At 52.8% G+C, this 15691-nt stretch carries 16 protein-coding genes; 9 read left to right on the top strand and 7 right to left on the bottom strand.

The window, feature by feature from the left end; all coding sequences use genetic code 11:
• Positions 1 to 80 precede the first annotated feature (80 nt).
• The gene (gene mepA, locus GGE09_RS02055; protein WP_309743363.1) at positions 81 to 1079 is read right to left on the bottom strand and encodes a penicillin-insensitive murein endopeptidase; all 999 of its coding nucleotides are present in this window, start codon (positions 1077 to 1079) and stop codon (positions 81 to 83) included.
• 5 nt (positions 1080 to 1084) lie between these two features.
• On the bottom strand, positions 1085 to 2416 hold the full coding sequence (locus tag GGE09_RS02050) for an MFS transporter (protein ID WP_309743361.1): 1332 nt from the start codon (positions 2414 to 2416) through the stop codon (positions 1085 to 1087).
• 167 nt (positions 2417 to 2583) lie between these two features.
• Here GGE09_RS02050 and GGE09_RS02045 point away from each other — a divergent pair, with 167 nt between their 5' ends.
• Positions 2584 to 2865: a YggT family protein gene (locus GGE09_RS02045; protein WP_309743359.1), complete on the top strand. Its 282-nt coding sequence runs from the start codon at positions 2584 to 2586 to the stop codon at positions 2863 to 2865.
• 1 nt (position 2866) lies between these two features.
• Here the strand turns inward: GGE09_RS02045 and msrA are convergent, their stop codons facing one another.
• Positions 2867 to 3508 (bottom strand): peptide-methionine (S)-S-oxide reductase MsrA, encoded by a 642-nt coding sequence (gene msrA, locus GGE09_RS02040; protein ID WP_309743357.1) that lies wholly within the window; start codon positions 3506 to 3508, stop codon positions 2867 to 2869.
• Positions 3509 to 3634: 126 nt separating this feature from the next.
• Here msrA and GGE09_RS02035 point away from each other — a divergent pair, with 126 nt between their 5' ends.
• Complete coding sequence (locus GGE09_RS02035; RefSeq protein WP_405048528.1) at positions 3635 to 4345, top strand: HAD family hydrolase; 711 nt, start codon at positions 3635 to 3637, stop codon at positions 4343 to 4345.
• Here GGE09_RS02035 and GGE09_RS02030 read toward each other — a convergent pair whose 3' ends face one another.
• Both GGE09_RS02030 and GGE09_RS02025 read right to left on the bottom strand, forming a co-directional pair.
• Positions 4346 to 6037 (bottom strand): OmpA family protein, encoded by a 1692-nt coding sequence (locus tag GGE09_RS02030; protein WP_309743353.1) that lies wholly within the window; start codon positions 6035 to 6037, stop codon positions 4346 to 4348.
• Positions 6038 to 6311: 274 nt separating this feature from the next.
• Positions 6312 to 7529, bottom strand: coding sequence for an argininosuccinate synthase (locus tag GGE09_RS02025; RefSeq protein WP_309743351.1), 1218 nt, complete (start codon positions 7527 to 7529; stop codon positions 6312 to 6314).
• 133 nt (positions 7530 to 7662) lie between these two features.
• Between GGE09_RS02025 and GGE09_RS02020 the strand changes: the two genes are divergently transcribed.
• On the top strand, positions 7663 to 8436 hold the full coding sequence (locus tag GGE09_RS02020) for an alpha/beta fold hydrolase (RefSeq protein WP_309743349.1): 774 nt from the start codon (positions 7663 to 7665) through the stop codon (positions 8434 to 8436).
• Positions 8437 to 8462: 26 nt separating this feature from the next.
• Here GGE09_RS02020 and GGE09_RS02015 read toward each other — a convergent pair whose 3' ends face one another.
• On the bottom strand, positions 8463 to 8807 hold the full coding sequence (locus tag GGE09_RS02015) for an Hpt domain-containing protein (RefSeq protein WP_309743348.1): 345 nt from the start codon (positions 8805 to 8807) through the stop codon (positions 8463 to 8465).
• 153 nt (positions 8808 to 8960) lie between these two features.
• Between GGE09_RS02015 and GGE09_RS02010 the strand changes: the two genes are divergently transcribed.
• A complete protein-coding gene (locus tag GGE09_RS02010) occupies positions 8961 to 10265 on the top strand; it encodes a SpoIIE family protein phosphatase (RefSeq protein WP_309743346.1) in 1305 nt (434 codons plus the stop codon).
• On the opposite strand, the gene GGE09_RS02005 is transcribed toward GGE09_RS02010, so the two are convergent.
• Entirely contained in the window at positions 10257 to 10700 is a 444-nt protein-coding gene (locus tag GGE09_RS02005) for an NUDIX hydrolase (RefSeq protein ID WP_309743344.1), read from the bottom strand. The two genes, GGE09_RS02010 and GGE09_RS02005, sit on opposite strands and share 9 nt — an antisense overlap.
• Positions 10701 to 10796: 96 nt before the next feature.
• Between GGE09_RS02005 and GGE09_RS02000 the strand changes: the two genes are divergently transcribed.
• The 5 genes from GGE09_RS02000 to GGE09_RS01980 all read left to right on the top strand — a co-directional run bounded on the left by GGE09_RS02000 (position 10797) and on the right by GGE09_RS01980 (position 15690).
• Complete coding sequence (locus tag GGE09_RS02000) at positions 10797 to 11789, top strand: Hsp33 family molecular chaperone HslO (protein ID WP_309743343.1); 993 nt, start codon at positions 10797 to 10799, stop codon at positions 11787 to 11789.
• Positions 11779 to 12423, top strand: a complete 645-nt coding sequence (locus tag GGE09_RS01995) for a CoA pyrophosphatase (protein ID WP_309743341.1) — start codon at positions 11779 to 11781, stop codon at positions 12421 to 12423. The genes GGE09_RS02000 and GGE09_RS01995 overlap by 11 nt, the downstream gene beginning before the upstream one ends.
• Entirely contained in the window at positions 12407 to 13555 is a 1149-nt protein-coding gene (locus GGE09_RS01990; RefSeq protein WP_309743339.1) for a CCA tRNA nucleotidyltransferase, read from the top strand. Before GGE09_RS01995 ends, GGE09_RS01990 begins: the two co-directional genes overlap by 17 nt.
• A gap of 63 nt (positions 13556 to 13618) precedes the next feature.
• A complete protein-coding gene (locus GGE09_RS01985; RefSeq protein ID WP_309743337.1) occupies positions 13619 to 14845 on the top strand; it encodes a class I SAM-dependent RNA methyltransferase in 1227 nt (408 codons plus the stop codon).
• 38 nt (positions 14846 to 14883) lie between these two features.
• Positions 14884 to 15690: an ion transporter gene (locus GGE09_RS01980; protein ID WP_309743335.1), complete on the top strand. Its 807-nt coding sequence runs from the start codon at positions 14884 to 14886 to the stop codon at positions 15688 to 15690.
• Position 15691 lies beyond the last annotated feature (1 nt).

Here is a 15691-nt window from a genome sequence, read left to right as displayed (position 1 = left end):
AAACGCAAATTAATGTTACGTTTTGGGTAAGTATTTTTGATTTCTGTAACGTTTATAGCAGATCCCAGCGCTGCCAGTGCCTAGTTGCTTTGCAAAACCGTTGTACAAGCCTTGGGCAAGTCAGCCATCGTATAATCCCGCGCGCCCCGCTTCCGAGGCTGTTTCTTGGCAGGCTTCTTCTTTTTCGGCGCGGTTACTTTGGGTGGATTCAGATAATCCGTCACCCACCAGTTCAGCGTAGCATCACAACCGTCTTTCCCTTTGGAAAGCTGTGAAACTGTCGGCGTTTGCGTCACGCAGCCCGCTTGCCCTTTGGGGCATTTCAGACGCACATGGAAATGGGTGTTATGGCCATAAATCGGGCGGATTTTTTGCAACCACTTGCGATTGCCTTTGGTGTTGTTGCACATCCAGATTTTCGCAGGGGCCGTGATAAAGATGCGATCCACCCGAGAATCTTCGGCTGCATGTTTCAGGATATTGGCGTGCTGCTGGGTCCAGTTGCTGTTCACATTGCGCTGGTCGCTGGACCGCACATTGGTGGACGACAGCTTTTCCCGCTCGTTCCGGCTAAGGTTCAGGCGACTTGCCCGATAAAGCCAGATATCCGCATCCAGACCCAACTGATGGGATTGATGGCTCGATACCATCGGGCCACCGCGGGCTTGGGAAATATCGCCCATATACAGCCCTGCCCAACCGGGTTGTGTGGCGGCATAAGCGCTGAGGTCTTTGAGGAAATCAATCATTTCAGGGTGGGCCCAGTGGCGGTTCCGACTAAGCCGCATTGCCTGCCATGTAGGCCCGCTTTCGGGCAATTGTTCCGCCCCTGCCAGACAGCCCTTGGCATAGGTGCCAATCGCCGCCGGTTTATGCCGCGAGGCGGTTTTCTTTGCCCCGAACAACTGGTTCGCCTTTGTACCAGAGCTGCTTTTGCGGATGATCTGCGGCTGGTTTTGGTTTTGGGTTTGCGCCTGCGCGGCCCCCACAACAGCCCCGTCCCGTGCCGATTGCGCCCCTAAGGGCACCCCGAAAGCACAGGCCAGTGACACAACAACACTTGCAACAGAAAACCGCATTTATCCTACTCCTTTGACGTATCAACCCATTTCAACAAGATCAGGCCGATAGCGAACAATACTATGATTGGCAGGGAAATGCCAAACCGCTGGCTGCCTGTGACCAGCACACCGATGCCAATAAACATCGGCGCAATAAAAGTGGTAGCGCGTCCGGACAGGGCGTATAAGCCAAACGCCTCGGTCAGGCGGTCGTCTTTGACCTGATGCACCAGTAACGTGCGGGATGCCGCCTGAATCGTGCCCCCCGCCGCACCGATGGATGCGCCACAAATCATGAACAGGATGTCCGGCAGGTTTGATCCTTCGACCAGCGTAACACCGAACACCGCGTCGCGGCCTGTTCCTGCAATCAGCACACAAACCCCGATCAGCACGGAAATCGACAGAACGACCACAAATTTCGGCCCCATCCATTTGTCCAAATAACCGCCCAACCAGCAGAAAAGCGCCCCCGCCGCGATAGACACAATGCCGTAAACCCCCAACTGGCCGATTTCCCAGCCAAGCACCCCGGTCGCATAAATACCGCCGAAGGAATAAAGCCCGTTCAGCGCATCACGGTAAAACATGGATGACGCCAGATAGACCGCAAAACTGCGCTGACGGGGTAGGGTGCGCAGGGTATTGCCAAGGGCGCGCAAGGCTTGTGTAACAGCCCCTGCCGCCCGTTTGCGCCGCTCTACATCTGGCACCCAGAAAAAGAACGGCAGCACAAAGATAAAATACCACAGTGCCGTTAAAGGCCCCAAGGCGCGTTTATCTTCGCCGAGTGCAGGGTCAAGCCCCAGGATCGGGTCTTGGCCGATGATGGTTTTCCCCTCGGACAGGACAACCACAAACAGAATTGCCAGGATCAGCGCGAAAAATCCGCCCAGATAGCCAAAAGCCCAGCCGCTGCCAGAAATCCGTCCAAGGTCCTCGCGCGATCCCAAGGTTGGTAAGATTCCGTTCACAAATATCTGCGATAGTTCAACACCGATCAAACCGATGGAAAAGGAAATCAATATCCAGAAAACGCTGCTCATGTCAGGCACGGCGAACCACAGGCCTGCGGCCCCCACGATGTAAAAGATTGAAAACAGGAAAATCCACGGCTTACGCGGGCCTGTAGTATCTGAAATTGCGCCCAAAACCGGGGCAGCCAACGCAATGGAAATCCCTGTGACTGTCAGCATCAGGCTCCAGTATGCGGTGCCGACTTCTTTGTTTACAGCGACAAAATCGGTAAAATACGGGGCAAAGAAAAAGGTAATCAGCAACGTATGATAGGGCTGCGCGGCCCAGTCGTAAAAGTACCAGCCCCAGACTGATTTCTTATTGGATTGCGTGGTCAAAGGGCTGTTCCTTAAATATTCGATTTGACCGATTAGAACCCGTTTCCCCCAAGGCACGCAAGGGTTAACGCATCTTTGATGCAATCCGCACGCAGAACCCTGAACCGCGATCTTGCTTTGGTGTCACACAGGCACTAGGTCTGTGGCAAAGCAGAATAGGAACACACATGACCACTCTCGGACTTATCCTTCTCGCCATCCTGAACGTTGCATGGTGGATTCTGATCGCCCATATCGTGATCGGCTGGCTGGTAAACTTTCAAGTGCTGAACCTGCGCCAACCAATCGTTGCGCAAATCTATTTCGGCCTGAATCGTCTGCTCGAACCGGTCTATGAACCGATCCGCCGTTTCTTACCGACAGCTGGCGGAATGGATTTCTCGCCGATCGTTGTATTTTTAGGAATTGTGGTCCTGCGCATCATTATCACGCAAAACATGCTGTATTGATCTAACTTGCGGGCAAGGCATGGGCCTGCCCGCCCCAAAGTGCCTTAATCCGTGCGTCCCGCCCACAGGCCACGCGGTATTTTTTATAGGCGTCTTTGCGTTTGACCAAGCCAAAGCGCGTAAGGGTTTTCTGTGTGCTTTTGTAATAGTCCTGATGAAAGGCTTCGGCTGGGTAAAAGGCTTTTGCGGGCACAATCGGGGTTACAATCCGCTGGCCTAACGCGGATTCTGCCGCCGCTTTGGATTTACGCGCCGTTTCTGCCTGTGCGGTACTGGTCGTGAAAACCGCCGTGCGATAGCTGTCACCGCGATCGCAGAACTGCCCGCCTGCATCCAACGGATCAACCGATCGCCAGAATTTATACAACAGCGCCCCATAGCTGATTTTTGCCGGATCAAAACGGATTAACACCGCCTCATAATGGCCGGTTCCCCCTTTGGATACCGCCTTATAATCTGCCTGCGCTGCGGAGCCGCCGATATAGCCCGATTGTGCATCCAGCACCCCCGGAACCGATTCAAAATCAGATTCCACACACCAAAAACACCCGCCAGCGAAGATTGCATCCTCAGCTAGAACCGGCCGCAGCAGGCCAGCATTCACCACACAGGACAACAGAACCAACCGCAATATTATTTTCATCGCCAACACCCCCCAACAGTTCTTTCTCTTTTCTCGTGCCTTTGTTACTCCGATTTCAGGCGTTCACTTACAATTAACAACTCGGTGATATTCGTGACCTTAGATAAGACCCCGTTAAAAATCGCCATGTGGTCCGGCCCACGCAATCTGTCTACGGCGATGATGTATTCCTTCGCCCAACACCCCGACTGCGAGGTATGGGACGAACCCTTTTATGCCGCCTACCTGAAAGAAACGGGTCTGGATCATCCTATGGGTGCTGAAATCCTGTTGGCAGGCGACCAAGATCCAAAGACTGTGATCGCCAAATGCACCGCGCAGGGGCCCCAAGGCAGGCCAGTGTTTTACCAAAAACACATGACCCAGCACATGACACCCAATGTGGATCGCAGTTGGATCACCCAGATGACAAACGTGTTCCTGATCCGCCACCCTGCGCGGGTTCTGGCCTCATATGACAAAAAACGGGGCAATCCGACGCTGGATGACATCGGCTTTCAACAACAAGCGGAATTGATTAATTTGGTTACAGCCCATTCAGGCACTGCGCCGCTCATCATCGACAGTGCGGACATTCGCGCCAATCCCGAAAAAATGCTACGCTTGCTTTGTGATAAAATCGGCATGGCATTTCATCCAGAAATGCTGTCATGGGCCAAAGGCGGCCACCCGCAAGACGGCGTTTGGGCATCCCATTGGTACGGGGCTGTCTGGAACAGCACAGGTTTCGCAGGCGCCGAAGGGCCTTTGCCAGAGGTTTCAGAAAACCTGCAACCTGTCTTGCACAGCGCGCTCGACATTTACAATCGGATCGCCCTGCACAAAATCAACCCCTAATCACCGCGAGGCGAGCGTCAGCTCAATCCTGCGATTCTTCGCCAGATCGTCCTCTGACGACCCGTCCGTGAGCGGTTGAAATTCGCCATATCCATTCGCTGACAGTTGACTCGGTTGCAGGCTGGTTGCCGCCACCAAAAAGCGCACCACAGACAAGGCCCGCGCCTGCGACAGTTCCCAATTATCCCTGAACCGCCCGTTGCCGCTTAGTGGCTGGGCGTCGGTGTGGCCGTCCACCCGCAATACCCAATCAGATTCTCCGGGTAATTCTGCCGCGACCTGCTCCAAAACCGGCACAATTTCCACCAGAATATCCTTACCGCCTTTACCCAAGACAGCCGAGCCTGGCTCAAATAATTTAGTCGACGAAAACACCAAACGGTCGAAAATCGGATGGTCAGGCGTCGCCCCGCTAAGCGTCTGGCGCAACTGGTCGTTCAGTTTCGCATTAAGCCCCGCAATCACAACAGCATTTTTCGCTGACTTCGCGTGATGCAATTTTTTCAGTTCTTTTTCAGTAGCTTGGAAATTTTTCTGCACCTTCTCTAGCGACTTTTCAGAATTCTTAACCTGTGTTTTCGCGGACATTAATGTCGCCTGCAAAGACGCAACCAACTGGGATTGTTTTTCCAGCGCGGCTTGCTGATCTTCGGCTTTACGTTCCACAGCTTTCAACCGCGCCTGCGCCGTATCACGCTGTTTCTGCGCCAGGGACAGCTTTTCCAAATGCGCTGTGATCTGTTTATCAACCGAAGCCAAAACCTCTTTAGCGACGATTTCTTCTTTGTTAGCCACTGCAAATCGCTCTTGAAGCTCTCGCTCTTTTTTATTCAAACTTTGAAGCCGCGCTTCAGCAACCAGAACAGCCTTCCCCGCAGCGCGCGCTGATTTTTCAACACTATCCGCTTGGGATGCCGCACCTTTGAAAAAGTTGTTTTCCAGATTGCTCATGGCGGCATCATCCGCACCCAACATCACATCCCGATTGTCAGAAACCGCCTGTTCCGCCGCCTGCGCAGCACTCACCACCAGCCGGGACGCAGAAGACGCTGCATCCGCTGCTTTTGCCGCACGGCGCAGTTGGTCTACCGTAATTTCCGTGCGTTTTTTTTCGGCTTTAGCCCGCTCAAAACTTTTTTGCACGGCGGTTGCGTCTTGTGTCGCGGCCAATGCCGCCAATTGCGCCTGCTCAAACGCGTCTTCGGGGGTGTTTTGTTCCAGTTCTGCGACTTTGGCTTTGATGTCAGCTAGGTCTTTCTGGGCGGTAGAAACCGCAGCCTCTGCCAAGCTTACGGCATTTTCAAACCGAACCACACCTTGCTTTTCAGTCGTAATATCGGTCTCGGTTTTTGACACAACCGTCAGAAGGTTTCGTTTGGTTTTAAACTCTTGCTCAAGCGTTTTTCTGGTATCCGCCCAAGACAGCTCCAGCTTTTTATACGACGACTCTCCCGCAAGCCGAGGTGAATTTTCCATTACGGTTTGGGGCAGTGGTTGCGCGCCATCCGTCAGGAATAACCACTTATTTATGACACTCGAAAAGCCGACAATCGCCAGAAACAGGATTATCCCGAAAATACCCGCCCGGATCAAACCGGAGGAAACCCTTTTCCCCGCCGGATCACCCGCATCAGGGTCAGATTTATGCCCTTGGCCGTCATAATCCAACGGTTGTTCGTATTTGTTACTCACAACTCATAACTCCGCTATCCACCCCGAACAAAGGCGAAACACAAAACGGTTGATTTCACAGTCACATCAAGGTCGGTAAATTTGAAAATCTATAAATTGACCACGATGCGGGAAAAACCCTAGATACCGCTTAAATTTCCACCCTTGGTATATCTAGCGATCTTACGCCGCTACATCTGCGCCAGAAGCTACGCATGTTTCACGTTCACGTCAACGCAATGGCGACGTGGAAAAAGGGATTTTGCTGCCAGATTGCGGCAATCTGGCAACGTATTTAGCGCTTGTTTCGGGCTGCCAGCAACCTTAGGCGGAGTGCGTTAATCTTGATGAAACCTGCGGCATCGGCTTGGTCATAAGCACCTGCATCGTCTTCAAACGTTACGTGCTGTTCTGAGTAGAGACTGTCATCCGACCAGCGGGCAACGGTCTGCACAGAGCCCTTGAACAACTTCACACGCACAACGCCATTCACGAATGACTGGCTTTGGTCGATCAAGGCCTGCAACATTTCCCGCTCTGGGCTGAACCAATAGCCGTTGTAGATCAACTCGGCGTATTTTGGCATCAGCTCGTCCTTAAGATGGGCCGCGCCGCGATCCAAAGTAATGGATTCAATGCCGCGGTGCGCCTCAATCATGATGGTGCCGCCAGGGGTTTCATAAACACCGCGGGACTTCATCCCGACATAGCGGCCTTCCACAAGATCAAGCCGGCCAACCCCATGTTTTCCGCCAAGTTCATTCAAAGCTGTAAGCATTTCCGCAGGGCTTTTCGCTACCCCGTTCAATGCAACCGGATCCCCTTTTTCATAGGTGATTTCAACGAATTCGGCCACATCCGGCGCATCTTCGGGGTTAACCGTGCGCTGGTACACATAATCCGGTGCTTCTTGCGCAGGATCTTCGAGAACCTTGCCTTCTGAGGAAGTATGCAGCAGGTTTGCATCCACCGAAAACGGTGCTTCCCCGCGTTTATCCTTTGCAATCGGAATTTGGTTTTCTTCTGCAAATGCCAGCAATTTGGTCCGGCTGGACAAGTCCCATTCCCGCCAGGGCGCAATTACCTTAATATCGGGGTTCAGCGCATAGGCTGACAATTCGAAACGCACCTGATCATTGCCTTTACCGGTCGCCCCGTGGGCCACCGCATCAGCGCCGGTTTCAGCAGCAATTTCCACCAAACGCTTGGAAATCAACGGCCGCGCGATAGAGGTACCGAGCAAGTAAAGCCCTTCGTAGACTGCGTTCGCCCGGAACATCGGGAACACAAAATCACGAACAAATTCTTCGCGGACATCTTCAATGTAGATATTTTCAGGTTTGATCCCCATCAACTCGGCTTTTTTGCGGGCCGGATCCAACTCCTCGCCCTGCCCCAGATCTGCGGTAAAGGTTACAACCTCACACCCGTATTCCGTTTGCAGCCATTTCAAGATGATCGACGTGTCCAGCCCGCCAGAATATGCAAGAACTACTTTTTTCGGTGCCGCCATCGGGGTATCTCCTTAAAACCGTGGTTTTTTTCGCGTCTATTTGGTTTTTTCGCCCTCGACAAGTGGAGATAGTGTCCGCACCATAGCCTTGGCGCCTCTGTCACCCCGACTAAAATAGTGGAAAACTGTTAAAATGCTTCTTAATTCTTACAGCTTTGGTGAAGAGACTGGTACGCCTCTGCTAATTGTGCACGGCCTCTTTGGTTCGGCCCGAAATTGGCACAGTCTGGCCCGAAATTTTGCCAGAGACCGCTGGGTTGTTTCTGTGGATTTACGAAATCACGGCAACAGCTTTTGGGAAGACACCAACAGCTACCACGACATGGCCGAAGATCTTGCCAAAGTGATCAAATCAAACGGCGGAAAGGCCGATGTTATTGGGCACTCTATGGGCGGAAAAGCCGCTATGACGCTGGCTACAACCACGCCAGAGCTGTTAGATCGTTTGATTATTGCCGACATAGCGCCGGTCACTTATGCGCACAGCCAATCCGACAAAATTGCAATCATGAAAAACCTGCCTTTGGATGATATTTCCCGCAAATCCGAGGCACAAAAATGGCTGCAAGAAGCAACAGGAGATGCTGCCCTGGCCTCCTTCTTTTCTCAGAGTCTTGAGATTGACGATGGTAAAGCGCGCTGGGTGTTAAACCTTGATGTTTTGGCGACCTATATGGATCAGATAATCGGATTTCCAGACCTGGAAGGTCACTTTGAACGGCCCGTTTTAGCCCTTCGGGGCGGTGCATCGGACTATGTGACCGAGTCTGGTCTGAATAAGATGACGAAAATGTTTCCAAATTTGACAGTCGAAACCATTCCAGACGCAGGTCATTGGCTGCACGCAGAAAAGCCGAAAGAATTTGTATCAACTGTAAAACAGTTTCTAGAGCTAACGCAGCCCTGATGAGGGAGATGAAAAATAACATCATCTTACAACTGCACAGAACAATGGCTGGATAATTCGTCTAAAAACAACGACTTTGAAGCCAAGTACAAACGTTCTACTGCTTGAAAAGACACAGATTCAGTGTCGCCGCCATGAGCCTGTGTTTCGCCCGTTGCGCAATAGTCCCCGAACTCTTGAAACCCGAGGTTAAACGCACTGCCTTTTAGAAAATGTAGCGCTGCTGCCACTTCTGGCGCAGAGTCTTTGGGCAGGGATTGCAACGCCTCGACAGCCTCATCAACTTCAGACAGGAAAAGGGTCACAACATCGGCCAGATCCTCTGATCCCACATCCGCTTCCAGCTGTTTGACTTGCGCCCAGTCTATCATAAAACACCTTTTAAACGTACACTACTGACCTGCAACTACATCGTAAAAGTCTGAACATTTGGTTAGCCGCGCCAATTATTTTTACACTTTATACTTCACCAAAAATTAAGAGGTTTAACGCAAGGTGATGCTCAACCAGCCAAAAGGTGGGATGTGGACATCGCCGTTAAATATGAAGAGTCATCGCAAGTTCTGACACAGACGCAACTGGCAACACAGTTGCGGGTTCTGGTGGTTGATGACAGTACGTTGCAGCGCAGAATTGTCTCGCTAAACCTCAAAAAATGGGGCTTTGACGTTACTGAGGCCGCCAGTGGACTTGAGGCGCTCGAGATTTGCAAAAAACAGGACATCGACTTGGTGTTAAGCGACTGGATGATGCCAGAAATGGACGGTCTGGAATTCTGCAAGGAGTTCCGAAAACTAGACCGAAGCAGATACGGATATTTCATTCTGCTGACATCCAAAAATGAAAAAAATGATGTGGCCCAAGGGCTTGATATTGGCGCGGATGATTTCCTGTCAAAGCCCGTAAATTCAGCCGAATTAAAAGCACGTATTCGCGCAGGGACCCGCGTTCTGGATATGGAAAAGACTCTGATTGATCAGAATGAAACGCTGGCGAATGCATTAGAAGAATTGCAAGGGTTGTATGAGGGGATCAATAAGGACCTAGTAGAGGCAGAAAAGCTTCAACAATCGCTGATTCCCATCCGTCACAAGCAGATTTCCAGCGGCGATTTATCGGTTCTTTTTCAGTCCAGCAGCCACGTTGGGGGCGATCTGGTAGGGTTTTTCAATTTTTCGGAAACGCGCCTTGGGCTTTATTCAATAGATGTATCAGGCCATGGCGTGTCTTCCGCTTTGTTGACGGCGCGGTTGGCGGGTTATTTAAGCTCGCACAACAAGGAGCAAAACGTAGCTTTTGAACGCCTGACGTCGGGGCAATACAGGCAGCGAACGCCCTCGGAAATTGCTGCCACCCTGAACCAACTAATGATGGAGGAGCTGGACACAGAGCATTATTTCACACTGGCTTTTGCCGATGTAAATTTAACCACAGGGCAAGTGGAAATGGTTCAAGCCGGTCACCCCCATCCTGTGGTTTTCAATCCTTCAAGCGGTGTAACTTTTTATGGTAGTGGGGGACCACCCATCGGCTTAATGCCTGACTTGGAATTTGAAACCTTTATGCTGAAAATCATTCCGGGGGACAGGTTGCTCCTATACTCCGATGGCTTAACCGAATGCCAGAACTTTGAGGATGATTTACTGGATGATGAGGGCTTAACACGCATTCTCGACAAACACAGTAATGGCAGCGGCCCTGAATTTATGGCCGATCTTATTTGGGAATTGACGGAATTTGCAAACGGTCGACCGTTTGAAGATGACGTCTCGGCGATAATGTTTGAATTCACAGGCTACGCCGTGCAATCCCCGCACCCGTCACAATAAATCCCTTAGCAACTGTTCCGTAAAATGCCGATCGCCGCTGTTGGACAAGTGTTGGATTGCATCAACAACGGGCATCCAGATTGCCGTATGTTCAGGTTCCGTTGGATCGCCAATCCGCAGTGTTGGATGACAAAGGTAAATATGACAGATTTTTCGCGCCCAAAGGCTATATTCAGGCATGTAAGTATAGCGCTGATACGCCCCAATGCGACGAAGGCCCGTGATGTGATAGCCGGTTTCTTCAAACACTTCACGGTGCAAGGCCCGCGTCGGAGTCTCGCCCGGATCCATACCGCCCCCTGGCAATTGCAACTCTGGCACCTCGGCATTTTGCAAGGTTAGCAGCAGATCCTGTCCTTGAAGGATCACCCCATAAGCACCCGGACGTTGCCTGTATAAAACACCTTTTTTTCGGGGTTCACCAAACCTTCTCATGCACGCTCCAACAAAGTAATTACAGCCAAAATCAGGACCGCATTTGCACTTATCCGAAAACAGCACTATTTCCTCGCGGTAACAAGGGTAAGAACCATGCAAACAGAAAATGACCACGAAATCTGGGATGATACCATCCTGCCATTCCAACTGGACCGCGCCGATGTGCGCGGCCGTGTCGCGCGACTGGACCAAACACTCGATCGAATACTCAGCCAGCATAAATATCCACCCATCATCTCTGGCTTGGTGGCAGAAGCCGCACTGCTGACCGCCTTGATCGGCCAAACCATTGATCTGCGGTGGAAACTGTCCATCCAAATCCGTGGAAGCGGACCTTTACGGATAATCGCAACCGATTATTTCGCCCCCAAAAGCCCGACCGAGCCAGCCGAAATTCGGGCCTACGCCAGCTTTGATGACGAAGCTGTGGCCAACAGCGACCTTGCTCCGTTTGACTTGCTGGGCAGCGGCATGTTCGCGATTTTGATTGATCAGGGCAGCGGCACCCAACCCTATCAGGGAATCACGCCTTTGACGGGCGGGTCGCTATCGGCTTGTGCGGAAACCTATTTCGCCCAATCCGAACAATTGCCAACCCGTTTTGTGACATATGCGGCGCAGGACCTTGGCCAGCCAGCCGGCCCGAAGTGGCGCGCGGGCGGGGTAATGTTACAACATATGCCCAAGGCCTCGCCTTTTGCCAAAGATGGCGGATCAGGGGAGGGTGGATTGCTGCAACCCCAAGATCTGTTGCACGATGACGATGAGGAAAACTGGAACCGTGCGATGATCTTGCTCAACACCGTTGAAGAAATGGAGTTAATCGGTCCGCATGTAGGGCAAGAACAACTGCTACGGCGGCTGTTTCACGAGGAAGAACCACGTGTTTTCCCCGCCCAACCTATGGCTTTCGGCTGCACCTGCGGTGAGGATAAAGTCCGCCAAACCATGTCAATTTATTCCGCTAAAGACATCAAATCCATGACGGCAGACAACGGTATGGTGACCGCAGATTGCCAATTCTGCGGCGCCCATTACGAACTCCCGCCCGAGACTTTGGGGAAAGACGCGCCCGATGCCACTTGAAGCGGATATCGCGGGTGAATTTGATGATCTGGCGCGGATTGAATCCGCTTTAGCCGCGCCAGACACACACTTGGGCTCGTCGGATTTCGACCTCAATCAGGATGGGGCGGATCCCTCGTGGAAATTTCGCCCCGCTGCAGTTCTGGTACCGCTGTTTTTGTCACCGGACGGGCCCAAACTGATCCTCACAAAACGTGCTGCCCATCTGAAACACCACCCCGGGCAAGTTGCTTTCCCCGGCGGCAAAGTGGATGCCAGCGACGCCAGCATCGAAGACGCCGCTTTTCGCGAAGCCTATGAAGAAATCGGTCTGCTGCGCAAACAGACCCGTCGGATCGGAACCTTGCCGCCTCATAAAACCGTGACCGGCTTTGAGGTTCACCCCATTGTGGCGACCGTTTCGCCCGATTTCATCTCGCGCTCTGATCCGGGTGAAGTGGCCGAAGTTTTTCAGGTTCCGCTGGAACATGTCCTTGATCCTGCGAATTATTTCATCGAAGGCCGTGTCTGGATGGGCAAGCCGCGCCGCTATTATGTGGTCCCTTACGGGCCTTATTATATCTGGGGTGCGACTGCGCGGATGCTACGGCTTTTTGCGGAAAAACTTGGGCAATCCAATGCAGATCACCGCTGACTGGCTACGCGCTGACGCCTCGCAAGCTGTGCTATCGGCACTTTCAGAACAGGGGTTTGCGGCCTATTTTGTTGGCGGCTGCGTCCGCAATGCGCTGCTAAATGCGCCTGTGTCTGATTTGGATGTGGCCACATCCGCACGGCCAAAAGACGTGGATGCGCTGATGCAGGCCAAGGGGTTTCGCACGGTGCCCACAGGCCTTGATCACGGCACGATAACCGTGATTATCGACGGGCAAAGTTTTGAGGTCACCAGTTTTCGCAAAGACGTTGAAACCCACGGGCGGCGCGCTGTTGTGGCGTTTTCCAGCGATATTCACGACGATGCGCGGCGGCGGGATTTCACTATGAACGCGCTTTACGCCGATGCAAACGGCGTGGTGACAGACCCGTTAAACGGCCTGCCTGACCTGCTGGCGCGGCGGCTGCGATTTATCGAGGACGCCGACACCCGCATCAAAGAAGACTATTTGCGCATCCTGCGGTATTTCCGGTTTTTCGCTTGGTACGGTGATCAAACCGAAGGGCTGGACCCAGATGCCCTGTCCGCCATAACCGCAAATCTGGACGGTCTGGACCAATTGTCAAAAGAGCGTATCGGGGCGGAGATGCGGAAACTTTTGTCAGCGGATCATCCCGAAATCGCTGTTGCGACCATGGAACAGACGGGCGTTTTGAACCAGATTCTTCCAGGCTGTTCGGCGCGTGCCCTTGGCCCGTTGGTCCATTTGGAAAGTCAGCTTGGTCTGCCCAAAGACTGGCTTCGTCGTTTACTGGTTCTGGGCGGGCGGGAGTTGAAATCCGCCTTGCGGCTCAGCAATGCAGACGCCGCTAGGATCAAAAAATTCAAATTGGCCAATGAGGCTGCGGCATCGATTCGCGAAACAGCCTACAGGTTCGGGGCTGCAACCGCCCTTGATCTGGCACTCGTGCAATCGGCGAGCCTTGGCGCCGCGGTTGATCCAAAGGTCCTGCAACTGGCCGAACAGGGCGCCGCTGCGGTCTGTCCTGTGACCGCCAAAGACCTGCCAGACTATGAAGGTAAGGCGCTCGGGATTAAATTACGGGAAGTTGAAGCAAATTGGATCGGTTCAGGTTTCACAAAAACCAAAGCTGACCTATTGGGCGATTAACCAAGATGCGAATCGCCCACCCTGCCACTTTCGGCGCGGGGCGTTTTTCTATAAGGCAACGGTATGACAGAACTTATCATCGAAACACTCGGCAGTCAGGGCGACGGCACCAGCACACTGGACGGCGCTGAAATTTTTGCGGCCTTCACTGTGCCGGGTGAAAAAGTCAGCGGCGATCTGGTCGGCGACCGGCTGGAAAACGTGAAAATTCTTGAACCCTCCCCGATCAGGGTCAAAGCACCGTGCAGCCATTTCAAAACCTGCGGCGGCTGTGCGACCCAGCATATCAGCGGCGATTTTCTGGCCGATTGGAAGCAATCCATTGTGTCCACCGCCCTGAAACGCCAAGGGATTGAAGCTGCGTTTCGCCCGACCCAGACCTCTCCCGCCAATTCACGGCGGCGTGCGGTGTTTACGGGCAGACGCACCAAAACCGGCGCGATGCTGGGGTTTCACGCGCGCAGTTCCGAACAACTGGTGATGATCGACCATTGCAGTTTGATTCATCCCGATATTCTGGCTGGATTTGATGGGCTAAAGGCGCTTGTCAAACTTGCCACCACCCGTAAAGGCACCGTGCGCCTGTCTGTTTCCACCAGTCTGGGCGGGCTTGATGTGGATCTAACCGACGCTAAACCGATGGATACCACCAGCCTGCAAGAGGTGGTGAAAATCACCCATGACCATGGATTCGCACGGGTTTTCTGGAATGGCGACATCGTATTGGAACGCCAACCCGCACAACAGGATTTTGGCGGCGGTCTGGTCACCCCGCCCAATGGGGCCTTTTTGCAAGCCACCGCCGAGGGCGAGGCTGCTTTGCTGTCCGCTGTGACTGAAATCGTCGGGAAATCCAAAGCGGTCGTCGATCTGTTCGCGGGATGTGGCACGTTTTCCATCCCGCTAGCCAAACAAGCTGAGGTTTTGGCCGTGGAATCCAGCAAACCCATGTTGGATGCAATGGATAAAGGCTGGCGGCAAGCCATCGGCCTGAAACGGTTAAAAACACTCACCCGTGATCTGTTTCGCAACCCGTTGCAGCCCGACGAATTGAAAAACTTTGACGCCATTGTGATGGACCCGCCCCGCGCAGGCGCCAAAGAACAAGCCAGACAAATCGCTGACAGCAAAGTGAAAACACTGGCGTTTGTGTCGTGCAATCCAGCAACCTTTGCCCGCGATGCCCGCACTTTGATTGACGGCGGCTACACACTTGAATGGGTGCAGGTCGTGGATCAGTTTTTATGGTCAAGCCATTGTGAATTGGTCGCTAAATTTACCCGCCCTTAACCCTAGCCCCCTAACATCAGAGTTCTTATAAAATCACTATGGACAGTTCTACACAGCCAATCGGCACCAGCGGTTTTCGCGATACCCTGACCCGTTGGGTCGAATCTTCTTTAGTGCGCAACTTTGTGCTGGCCGTGATTGTGCTCAACGCAATTGTGCTAGGGTTGGACACTTCGGAAACGGCAAAACGGATGTCCGGTGGCCTGTTGGGGGTCATTGATAACATCTGCCTGTTGATTTTTGTGATCGAACTGGCCGCCAAGCTGATCGCCTATGGCTGGCGCTTCTTTCTGGTGCCTTGGAACATTTTTGATTTTCTGGTGGTCGGCGTATCGCTGGCACCGGGCAGTGGCGGTCTGTCGGTGTTGCGTGCCCTGCGAATCTTGCGGGTGCTGCGGGTCATTTCCTTTGCCCCTAGCCTGCGCCGTGTAGTTGAAGGGTTCGTTTCCGCCCTTCCCGGTATGGCATCAGTCTTTTTGCTGATGGCGATTATTTTCTACATCGGGTCGGTGATGGCCACCAAACTGTTTGGCCCTGCCTTTCCCGATTGGTTCGGAACTTTAGGGCGCTCGGCCTATTCGCTGTTCCAGATCATGACGCTGGAAAGTTGGTCCATGGGCATCGTGCGGCCTGTTATGGTGCTGTACCCCTATGCATGGATGTTTTTTGTGCCGTTTATTATGGTCACAACCTTTGCCGTGGTGAACCTGTTGGTGGGTTTGATCGTGAATTCCATGCAAGACGCCCATCAATCCGAAAACGCCGAGGCGACGGATGCCTACCGCGACGATGTAGTGGCGAAATTGGATGAAATCAGCGAAAGACTGGCCAAGCTGGAAAAATAAC

Origin of the sequence: Roseobacter sp. N2S, assembly GCF_031454055.1 — a bacterium.
Classification (GTDB): domain Bacteria; phylum Pseudomonadota; class Alphaproteobacteria; order Rhodobacterales; family Rhodobacteraceae; genus Amylibacter.
The sequence above is the reverse complement of the archived record's forward strand: the minus strand, read 5'-3'. Positions and strand labels throughout refer to the sequence as shown.